Origin of the sequence: Roseomonas sp. AR75, from assembly GCF_005222815.1 — a bacterium.
In the GTDB taxonomy this organism is placed as follows: Bacteria; Pseudomonadota; Alphaproteobacteria; order Acetobacterales; family Acetobacteraceae; genus Falsiroseomonas.
The window spans coordinates 1,084,732-1,093,183 of sequence record NZ_STGB01000005.1 but is presented as its reverse complement, the minus strand read 5'-3'; the positions used below and the strand labels follow the sequence as shown (position 1 = coordinate 1,093,183).

Sequence of the window (8,452 nt, the reverse complement as noted above, 5' to 3'; positions counted from 1 at the left end):
CGCAGCCGCTCCTCCACATCGAAGAACCCAGGCTGCCGAACCATCGCCTTCCCCCGCGCCGATCCGCGTCAGTGAATCAGCCAAACAGCGTCAGGGCGAGGGGTTTATGGAGGTGTCCAGATTGTCGATGCCATGCCAGACTCCCGCACGAAAAATGCGACGCGGATCAGTTGAATGCGTAAAAAGTAAAATTTAAAGCAAATCGTGGCGCCTACAAATACCTATAAATTTGAGTAGGCGAGTTAAAGCGCCGGAATCTAGATTTATGCAGCAGAATTTTCTCATTAATTCAATCGAAAAATCTATGGTATGTGTAGGCTGTCGCAAATGCAGTCGCAATCTTTGCAGTATCAAGCAGCGGCCCTACTCCTGGAATTTGGCTTTGCACAAAAATTTCCAGCAAAGGGCTGATCATTCGTGTAACTTCAAGCCAACCGATTCCTTGTTCGCTAACACGATACGATCGCTGAATTTCGCGCTTCATCGCCATGAATATTGCCGTGGCTGCCTCACCTTCCTTCCCTCGCTGTACCGCCACACCAAGAACGTCGAAAGCTCCCGCACTGCCGCCTGCCAATCCAACCCTTAAAACAGCCTTCAAGGCGGCGTCCTCGACGAGCGATCGAAAAGTTCGGTTCTCTAAAGCTAGCGCCCAGGCCCTTTCGTGAGGTGTCGGCGCGGCAATGCTGCCCCCGCCCCCGCCCCCGCCTCCACCCGATACCGCACCGGTTCCGCTACTAGCCCCGCCAGCCAGTGCGCCAAACGGCAGCGTCCACACAAGAAGCGCGAACAGCAATTTGGACACAGGGATTTCCTCCGCTTCACCGGCAAATACGAACTGTATGCTCCACTCGCAGAGCGTTGTTCGCATGTAACGCGAATTTTACAGTGCCCTCACAAGGTCCGCCAGCCGAGATACCGTTAACTATAATGAATATATTTCCGGAAAACCCTGGTGTTGGTCTGTAAAAAAAACGATACGGCGGCAGTGGTGAGCCTGACCGTATAAATTGATGGGAGGTACGATATGTGGTCGATGGTCGCACATCAGAGTATGCAGCAAATACGACCGAATACTCACGTTCATTATTGCTAATTGTTCCCAATTGGCGTGCCGCCAAAAAAGCCATGGCATCACGCCGTCCTTCGTCTGGGATGTTCTCCAGAAATGCTGCTATTTGGCGGGGGGGCTCCCTAAGCAGCAAAATCTCAAAACCTGAAAGGCGGGGGTCGTCGGCGGCACGACCATGGATAGCCGGTTCGCCAGCACAGCCCGCGAGACACAACAGAATGAGCGCGAACATTTGCGACAATGCAACGTCACCACGCCGGCGCACGCGCCGCGCTGGGATGCCGAAATCTCGCTTCAGAACCCTTAAGCCCATCATCTCCTCTGGACCGCGTCGCGCGATAGTGTAATGAAATGTGCCGCACTTTCAACTGCGTCGATGGGAGGGACACGTGGCGCATCAAGGCGAGCCGGGGATCACTGGCCAAAGAAAGTTGATGTATTCTGCTCTGTTCGGCGCGTGGCTGGCCTTAGTGGGGTGCGCGCCATCCGCACCGCCGCAGGTCAGCGCCGACACTCGCAGCGAAGTTGGGCGACTGATTTCTGGAGACTGGATCGGTGCTCGACCACAAGGGCAATTTCCTAATGCGACGTTTGATCCAAGTGGCAATGGCGTCCTGCGACTCCGAGACGGTGAGAGCGATACACTTTTGCTTGCGAGCGCATCCGAGAACAACCAGCAGATAGTGTGGTTGGAGCGCGACCCTGGTGAATTACACGTAGACTACACATGTCGAGTCTCAAGTCCTGCGAACGGCCCAGCCACAAACTTGCGCTGTGTCGGCCGGTTCGTAGATGACAGGCGGCCTCCTTTCAACTTGGAATTTAGACGTCGCTAGTCTAAATCTACAAAGTTCGCTGCAGACGGCTTACTGCAGAGGGTAGCAGTCCGTTGACGAAATCGTCGTTTACCTTCGAGGGTCTGGCTCGAAGCTGACGGCGATTGCGGCGGTGGATCGCCCATGGCGATGACCAGCAGCAGCTGTCGGCGCCCGTTCGGCGTGACGATAGCGGCGAGGCGGACGGAGAGCCCGGCCTGGAACGCCCCGGGTGTCCTGGCGCCGGTCAGCAGGCGCTTGATGAGGCCGAGCCTGTATCTGGAGATTGCTTGCCACCGCGCGATTCCTTCGGCGCATCAGCCTTTTCCTGTTCGATTCCTATGGTCCCCACTCGAAGCGCAGGAACGTCCGGTTTGGATCATTACCGTAGGACACCAGCCCGAACGTGCCGCTCGGCCCGCACTGAACACGGAACTGGTGGCCAGGCGAGACGGCGATGGTGGCCTCCGGCACGTCGATGGTCTGATCAGGTGTGCCGCCCGGGTGAGACGCGGTGCCCTCCGAGATTGTCTCCCATGTCGATCCACCATTTGTGCTGCGCTGGATGCGCGCGAAGACGGTGCCGGCGACGGAGCCGCCCTGGCCGTCATGCCGCACACGCGCCCAGACCTTCGCCGATCCGACGCCGGCCGGCACAGTGATGGTGCTGCTGGTCGCGCTGAACGCGTTAAGCGTGTCGATGGCCTCGGCATTCCAGACCACGCGGGACGAGGACAGCGCCTGCGAAGATGTGTAGCTGCCGTAGAGCCAGAGCTCGCCGAGCTGGAACTGCTGCATGGCGGCGACGGCGGCGGGGCTGATCATCAGGCCAACTCCAGATTGCCGAACAGCACCCAGGTGTTCGCCGTGAGCTTCGTCGCCTGCACCACGGCGTGCTGGACGGCGGTGCTGGCGAGATGCGTCGGCGCGACGTTGACGGTTGCGCCAGAGCCGGCAGCGAAAGTCAGCGCGCCCGTCGATGCCTGCGAGAAGGTGAGCGACGTCCCGATCGGGAAGGCAGTGGCGTCGGACGGCAGCGTGATGGTGCAGGCGTTCGTGCAGCGGAACCAGTGTCCCGCCTGCGCCAGCATGGGCGCGAGGGTGCTGTCGGTGTGGGTCACGACGAGTGTGGCTGGCACGCCGAAGCCGAGGCCGGTGGCGTCCGCATTCACCACCACAGCGCGGCCGGCCTGACCGGCGTAGGTGCCGGGCGTGTCGGTGAGATCGAGAAAAGTCTCGGCACCGGCGCCGGTAAACTCGAAGAACTCGATCCCGTCCCCACCACCGTTGACGCGCAGCAGGCGCAGCGCGTGGCCTGCGTAGCTGTCCGGCGTGTCCGCGAGCGCCAGGAAGTTTTCTGCCCGGCGAGCCGTCACCAGCCTGCAGGATCACCTCGAGGCCGTCCGCGGCGCCGTCGGTCCGGACCAGCGCGGCGCTGCCGGCGGGCACGACGACCGTCGCCGTGCCGTGCTGGACGACGACGTCCTCCGTCGACGTGGCGGCGTCCACGCTGATCAGCGCATAGCGCTCGACGAGCGGCAGGGTGACGACGCGGCCGGGAACGGTGGCGTTGATGGCACGCACGCCGAGGGCTTCGCGATACTGCGTCGCCGTCAGTGTCACGTTGCCGGCCGCGACATCGGCGATGACGGTGCCGGTAATGGCGCGATCGAGCGCCGTGAAGGCGGCGTTGGCCGTGACCTCCTTCTGGTTCTGGCTGACGACGATCAGCGGGATGGCAAGGTTCGGTGTCGTCATAGGGTGGCCCTTGCTGCGATGCCGCGGCCGGCGATGGCGCTGAGCTGGTAGGCGTGGACGGTGATGCTGGCCTGCGGCGCGCCGAAGTCGGCCGTCTGCTCGGCGGCGGTGTGGGTGGCGGCTGGTGCGGACAGCCCGCTGATGGTTCGCAGCACAGTGCTGCCGTCGAGGATCTCGACCTCGTAGGCTTCGCCTGCCTCGCTGAGCGGCACGTCGCCGATGCCGTCGGCCCAGCCGCCGTTCACGCGGGTGCGGCGGACCCAGGTGATGGTCAGGTTGCCGCTGCCGTCGCGCGTGCCCGCAAGATGCGCCGGCGCATAGGGCCGCTCCGCCCCGCCGCGCGCGGATTTCTGGACGGTGACGGTCGCGGTCTCCACCGTCTCTTGGATCGACGGCGCCCGATGGTGGCGCGTCGCGCTGCTCTCCGTGGTCACCGCCTGGAAGCGCAGCGCGTCGTCCAGCAGCGCGAAGACATCGCCGACGCCACGCGCTGGGATTTAGTCCTCGGTGCCGCGCCGGCCGCGCAGCAGCATGGTGTGCCGATGCCGCCCGCCGCCGAGATCGGCGGCGTCGCGGAATTGGATCATCTCCGCCCCGCCGTCGGCGCCGATCAGCGCCGCAGCGTTCTCGCCGTTCAGCACGTCCAGCGCGGTGGCGCTGTCCAGCGCGCCGCTCTCCAGTTGCACCTCCAGCGCGCCAGCCTCGTCCCAGGTCCACGGCGTGGATGGCGCCGGCGGCATGGCGGTGACGACGCCCCAGGTGGCCGAACGCGTCGCGGCGCCAAGTTCTTCCCAGGCCAGCAGGTCCTGGCTGCGGAACAGCCTCGCGCCGCGAAAGGCCTGGCCGCGGTAGCCACCGATCAGGGCATACTCGCGCAGGCCGGTCCCGCCGAGATCGTCGGCGTCGAGAATCAGCGGGAGGTCCGGCAGCATCAGCCGGACCGCATAGGGCAGCGGCAGGGTCGGCGGCACCCAGCCGGAGCCGCCGTCCGCGGGCGCGGTCAGCGCATAGGCCGCCGCATCCTCCGTCACCGCCTCGATCCGCGTCGTCCAGTTGGCGCCGAGCTGCGTCGAGAGGACGCGGCAGCGGATCGTGGCGCTGTCGGCCAGCCCGAGCGTGATCGGGTCGGTCGGCACCAGCCGAGCATGGCGCGGGCCGACGGCGAAGGTGAGCCGGGTGCGCTCGCGCCAGGTAGCCGTGTTCAGCCGGCGGGCGATTGCCTTGGCCTCCGCGCCGGTGAGCGGGATCGGCAGGTCGAGGGTGCTGCTGGCGGTGGCCGCGACGGTCGCCGTCGGGCTGACCGGCCGCCGCCAGGACTGCGGGTTCGGCTCCCCCGCCCGATCCACATCGAGGTAGCGCACCGTCAGCTCGCGCGGCAGCTCGGCGTCCTGGGCCCGCTGCTCGCGCAGCGCCGACGCGTCCGGCAGCTCCTGCGCCAGGTCGGCATAGGGCACAGTGGCCACCACGCTGCCGGCGCGCCTACGGAAGACGAGCACATCATCCTGCTCGACAGCGTCGAACTGGAAGGCGCTGGCGAGTGGGGTGATGGCGTCACGGGCCGACATGGGCCGCGGCAGGACGTAGCCGCGCAGGCTGTCGGTCAGGCCCGTGACGTTGATGTCGCCCGGCGCAAGGCCGGCCCGGGCGCACAACTGCTGGACGACCTCGCCGAGCGCGAGGTCGGTGGCCGTGGCGCGGGTGAGAAAGCGCTTGGTGGGCAGGTCCGAGGTGCCGGAGAAGCCTATCACCGCGCCCTGCTCGTCGATCCAGAAGCGATTGGAGAAATCGGCGCCGTCCTGGTTCCAGGTGGCCAGGCCGGTGCCGGTCTGCAGCACCAGGTTGCCGCACAGGCCCCAGCTGCTGCCGAGCACCCGCTCCATCCGTCCAGGCCCGCCTGAGAAGCGACCCACCGGTGCGTGGTCCACCAGCTTCCAGACCACGCCCGAGCCGGGGGCATACTTGAAGGTGGAATAGCGGCTGTAGGGCCCGGCGCTGCTGCCGGCGTTGCTGATGGTGAGGACCTGCGTGCCATCGCTGCTGTCCCACCAGGCGTGGTGGATCAGCGGCCGCGCGCCGCCGGCGTCGATCTCGGTCGGGACGTCGATCGGCGGGAAGTCGGTGCGGGTGATGACGAGGGCGGGGCTATAGCGCAGCCGGATCACCTCGATCCGCGGCTCGGTGCTCCAGCCGGTGCCGCGGAGATACCAGAGGTCCGCACCGGCCGTGCCCGAGGCGCCCGGCACGAGCTGCACGTCGAGGATGTCGGTCTGGATGATGCCGTGCCGGCCGGGGATGGCCAACGGAGCTGTGGCATCCCGTCCGCCCCAGACATAGCTCATCGTGGCGGCGTCGAGGGTGACCGCGCCGGCCTGGCCGCCCTGCACGATCACCAGTGGCCGAGTGCTGCCGTCCGGCTGCGGCACGGCGATGCTGGCGATCTGCATCGGCACGAACAGCGCGATCGTGTCGTCGCCGTCGAAGACTGGGTTGGAGCCCTGCAGCGGCCCGAAATGGCCCACGCCGCGCATGGTGTCCGGATCGATCTTCCACAGCGGCACGCGCATGGACTGGCCGCCGGTCACGTACAGAAAACCGTCGACGCCGACGTGCAGGATGCCAGCGGTGGTGCTGCTGGCGTTGGGCGCGCTGCCCGCCGGAAAGAGGTGGCCGAGCACCTGGTCGATGCGGTGCTCGCCGATGGTCTGCATGGTGACGAGGTCGTAGACGCGGATCATCTCGTCGGCGCCGCCGCCAGCGGATGCGCTGCAACAGCCGCAACAGTTCAGGCTGACATTCCCAATCTCCGCTCAGTGCCGGACAGATACCGTGTCAAGGCGGGGCATGGCGCTTGAGAAGCGCAGGAGCCTCAGATCCTGCGTGGCCGCGAGGCGGATGAGGGATTCGCTGGTTCGCGCGTCTTCCGGGATCGGCCCCCTGGTGTCCTCAGCCGCGTAACCCGCTACGGGAGCTCGCGAGCTGCCGGTCGAGCTGCAACAGGAACGTGTCGAGACCCAGCCCTTCGAGCTGGAAGGAGACATGCAGACCGGTCGCGGCCGTGCAGGTCACGACCCGCACCGGGACGGGCAGCGGGATGCCCTTCACCGTCAGCAGGCCCTCCATGCCCGCCGCCACCGGGCGCATCGACGCGATACAGGCGCCGCCATGCGAGATGTCGTGCAGATGCCCCACCGTCTCGCTTCCGTCGTGCCAGTCCGCCCGGACGGGCCAGTCCACGGCGAAGCGCGGATGGGCGCGGCGCTCCTGGCGTGCCGATCGCGGCGACACGGTGCCGGGTGGCAGTGGCCTTCCGCCGGAAGCAGGGACCGCCGACGGCTGCATGGCGACTGGCGGCGTCGCGAGAGCACTCGGTTGCGACGCAAGCCGCGTCATCAGCAGCCAGGCGCCGCTGGCCCAGGCCGCGACGATCAGCCCCATCGAGGATGCCGAAGGCAGCGCGGGCCACCACGCCAGCGACGCGCCGGCAAGCGTCAGCCCGATCAGCGCGGTGAGCGACAGGCAGGCCAGGGCGAGGAGCCTGGGCAGCATCGCATCCTCCCTAGAACAGCTCGATCGCAGGGGCGCCGCGCGGCGCGGCGTCGCCATGGGCGACACGCTGGCGATCCATCACATAGGCGTCCTGCATCGGATCGAGGATCGCGCTCTGCACCGGCTCCACCGCGCGAAGCTCCCTTAGCGCCTCCGCGAGCCAGGCGGCGTGCAGGCCAAGGCGCTCCATGTCCCTGCTCACCTGCTGCAGCCGCTGGCGCACGATGTCCTGGAACTGCGCGCCGGCCAGCGCCTGTGCGACATGGCCTGCAACCGCCTCGCCGGACGCCTCCAGCGCCACAAGCGCGCCGGACGCGTTGTCGGCCAGCCGCCCGAAGGCGTGCTCCGCTGCCTCGGCCTGGTGCGCCGCATCGGTGAGCAGGCGGTCTTCCGCCTCGGTGTCGAGCGCATCGGACAGGCGCAGCCGCGTCACCTCGCGCAGCCGCCCGAGGCCCTGGGCTACGCCCTCCGCGACGCGCGCCGCCTCGCCGGCCAGGGTGCGTACCTCGCCAGCCACGACGGCGAAGCCCTTGCCGGCCTCGCCCGCGCGCGCGGCCTCGATGGTCGCGTTCAGCGCCAGCAGCTTGGTCTGACTGGCGATGCGGCCGATCTCGGAGACGGCGGCGGCGAAATCCTCCGCCTCGGAGGAGATGCGGCGATAGATCTCGTGGTCGTCGCGGATCTGCGCGGTGCGCGCGAGCAGCCGGGTGCGCAGCGTCGCCACCGCACCGCGCATCGCGCCGACCTCGCCGCTCCCGGCGGCGGTAAGCGCGCCCGCATCCTGCTGCGCGGTGACCAGCACCTGCCGCAGCGCGCGCATGCCGCCATCCACCGCGTCCATCCGCCCGACGAGTTCGAGCGCGGCCGCCTCGGTCTCGGCAACGGCGCCCTGCACCTGGCGGCGCAGGATTTCCGCCACCTCGCGGTAGCGATCCAGCTCCGCCGCGACATCCGCCGCGACATCCTGGGCGTCCTCGGTCCAGGGCTCGGTCGGCGCATCCGGCATGGCGAGGGCGGGTGCCGGCAACGGCGTTGGGACGGCGGGCCTGCCGGCATCCCTTCGCGCCAGCGGCGCCAGGGCCAGCGCGAAGCCCGCCGCACCGGCAAGGTCGGCGACGATGCCCTGCCCGAGCAGAGCGCGCACGGCCCAGGTCGCGCCGAGGCTCAGCGCGACGCCTGCCAGCGCGCAGCAGAGCAGCAGGCGCCGCTTGCGCGCGGCTGGCGCAGCGCCGCCGACGGGGGCGTCGAACGGCATCCGGCG

The 8,452-nt window shown here is 67.5% G+C and carries 8 protein-coding genes; 1 reads left to right on the top strand and 7 read right to left on the bottom strand.

Going from position 1 to position 8,452, the window contains the following annotated elements:
- Positions 1 to 289 precede the first annotated feature (289 nt).
- The 3 genes from E4T13_RS24595 to E4T13_RS24585 form a co-directional block, all read right to left on the bottom strand.
- Positions 290 to 805 (bottom strand): hypothetical protein, encoded by a 516-nt coding sequence (locus tag E4T13_RS24595; protein WP_137180965.1) that lies wholly within the window; start codon positions 803 to 805, stop codon positions 290 to 292.
- Between the two features lie 1,421 nt (positions 806 to 2,226).
- Entirely contained in the window at positions 2,227 to 2,712 is a 486-nt protein-coding gene (locus E4T13_RS24590) for a hypothetical protein (protein WP_137180964.1), read from the bottom strand.
- Positions 2,712 to 3,263, bottom strand: a complete 552-nt coding sequence (locus E4T13_RS24585; protein WP_137180963.1) for a hypothetical protein — start codon at positions 3,261 to 3,263, stop codon at positions 2,712 to 2,714. Before E4T13_RS24585 ends, E4T13_RS24590 begins: the two co-directional genes overlap by 1 nt.
- A gap of 91 nt (positions 3,264 to 3,354) precedes the next feature.
- Between E4T13_RS24585 and E4T13_RS30065 the strand changes: the two genes are divergently transcribed.
- Positions 3,355 to 3,696, top strand: a complete 342-nt coding sequence (locus E4T13_RS30065; protein WP_170985216.1) for a hypothetical protein — start codon at positions 3,355 to 3,357, stop codon at positions 3,694 to 3,696.
- Here the strand turns inward: E4T13_RS30065 and E4T13_RS24580 are convergent.
- The 4 genes from E4T13_RS24580 to E4T13_RS30930 form a co-directional block, all read right to left on the bottom strand.
- Entirely contained in the window at positions 3,642 to 4,079 is a 438-nt protein-coding gene (locus E4T13_RS24580; protein ID WP_170985215.1) for a hypothetical protein, read from the bottom strand. The two genes, E4T13_RS30065 and E4T13_RS24580, sit on opposite strands and share 55 nt — an antisense overlap.
- A gap of 63 nt (positions 4,080 to 4,142) precedes the next feature.
- Complete coding sequence (locus E4T13_RS24575) at positions 4,143 to 6,380, bottom strand: phage tail protein (protein ID WP_137180961.1); 2,238 nt, start codon at positions 6,378 to 6,380, stop codon at positions 4,143 to 4,145.
- Positions 6,381 to 6,588: 208 nt separating this feature from the next.
- Positions 6,589 to 7,191 carry a PilZ domain-containing protein gene (locus E4T13_RS24570; RefSeq protein WP_170985214.1) on the bottom strand — a complete coding sequence of 201 codons (603 nt, stop codon included), beginning with the start codon at positions 7,189 to 7,191 and terminating at the stop codon, positions 6,589 to 6,591.
- A gap of 10 nt (positions 7,192 to 7,201) precedes the next feature.
- Entirely contained in the window at positions 7,202 to 8,446 is a 1,245-nt protein-coding gene (locus E4T13_RS30930) for a methyl-accepting chemotaxis protein (RefSeq protein WP_137180959.1), read from the bottom strand.
- Positions 8,447 to 8,452 lie beyond the last annotated feature (6 nt).

Excerpts from the sequence above, each read along its gene's own strand:
- E4T13_RS24590 (WP_137180964.1), bottom strand. The coding sequence starts at position 2,712 with ATGATCAGCCCCGCCGCCGTCGCCGCCATGCAGCAGTTCCAGCTCGGC.
- E4T13_RS24575 (WP_137180961.1), bottom strand. The coding sequence starts at position 6,380 with ATGATCCGCGTCTACGACCTCGTCACCATGCAGACCATCGGCGAGCAC.
- E4T13_RS24570 (WP_170985214.1), bottom strand. The coding sequence starts at position 7,191 with ATGCTGCCCAGGCTCCTCGCCCTGGCCTGCCTGTCGCTCACCGCGCTG.
- E4T13_RS30930 (WP_137180959.1), bottom strand. The coding sequence starts at position 8,446 with ATGCCGTTCGACGCCCCCGTCGGCGGCGCTGCGCCAGCCGCGCGCAAG.